We start from the raw sequence: 1257 nt of genomic DNA on the forward strand, positions 1-1257 counted from the left end.
GGCCCGGACGGGACGGTGCTGCGTGCGCGGCGCACGGGCCCGGCGTCCGTCGTGGACCGGGGCGACGCCCGCTGCACCGACACCGGCGAGTGCGAGGGGACGGTGGACGCGGGCCAGGATCTCGCCGTCCGCGCCGAGGACGCCGTCACGGGGGCCGAGCGCTGGAGCGTCGAGGTCCCGTTCCGGCCCACCCGGGCCGACCAGTGCAACAACTGGCTCGGAACGTCCTGGGACGGCTCGCCCAACGCCGTCGACCTCGGCCAGATGATCGACCCGGGGGTGTTCGGCGCGCGGATCGACCCCGACCTGGTGCAGCTGTACGGCTGCGGCATCGAGGCCGCCGTCACCCCGGGCGGGGAACAGGTCGGCACCGGGGTGCAGCCCGGCAGAGGCGGTGTGGACGTCCTGTCCACGGGCGGCTTCACCGAGGTCATGTTCGACGACCAGGTGCGCACCGTCGTGTACGACGCCGACGGCCGCGTCGTCGCCGACGTCCCGGGGTACGCGGTGGAGCCGGCCGTGTCCGACGGCTCAGGCTCGGGCACGCTGCTCGCCGTGGGCTCCCCCGATGCCGTCCTGCGTGCCTACGACGCCGACGGGACGCTCCGCTGGCGGACCGCCGCCCGGGCGGGCGGCCAGCGCTTCCTCGCCGAGGTCGCCGGGACCATGCTGGTGATGACCGGCGTCGGTGACGTCCGAGGGCTCGACGCCGCGACCGGCGCGACACTCTGGCGGTGGGACGGCACCGAGGCCACGGGCGACCACGGCGAGGACCACTACGTGTCGCAGACCTTCACCGACGGCGAGTCGGTGCTGCTGGTCACCGAGAACGGCTCCGGCGGCACCGGTCTGGTGGCGCTGGACGCGGCCTCGGGCGAGGTCGCCTGGGAGCAGCACGGCGACACGACGCAGGGCGGGGGCCTCGCCCAGGGGTTCGACACCTCACTGGTGGCCGTGGACGGCCGGCTCCTGGAGGTCACGCCGTCCGGCGTCCGCGGGCTGGGCTGACCGGACCGGATGAGGTCCGGCGCTCTGGGTGAGCCGCGGCCTTCCGCGTCATACGCTCGGAGGTATGGCTCGTCACGAGGGCGACGACGCTTTCGTCTTCGACCTCGTCGAGGACGAGGGGGACCGGGACGCGCCGCCGGCCCCGGCCCTCGCCGAGGAGCAGGACCAGGCCGGTCCGGGGGCCGCCCCGGACCCGGTGAGTCCTCCCGCGGCCGATCCGGCGGACGCCGTGCGCGCTTCGGTGGGGCC

At 75.6% G+C, this 1257-nt stretch carries 1 protein-coding gene and 1 pseudogene; both read left to right on the forward strand.

Going from position 1 to position 1257, the window contains the following annotated elements:
- Positions 1-1008: outer membrane protein assembly factor BamB family protein (locus PROKR_RS14240; protein WP_036964300.1), on the forward strand; the 1008-nt coding region annotated here is incomplete at its 5' end.
- A 64-nt stretch (positions 1009-1072) separates the two neighbouring features.
- Positions 1073-1257, forward strand: a pseudogene (locus PROKR_RS14245) (hypothetical protein); the annotation flags it as partial.

Origin of the sequence: Promicromonospora kroppenstedtii DSM 19349, assembly GCF_000515355.1 — a bacterium.
Classification (GTDB): domain Bacteria; phylum Actinomycetota; class Actinomycetes; order Actinomycetales; family Cellulomonadaceae; genus Promicromonospora; species Promicromonospora kroppenstedtii.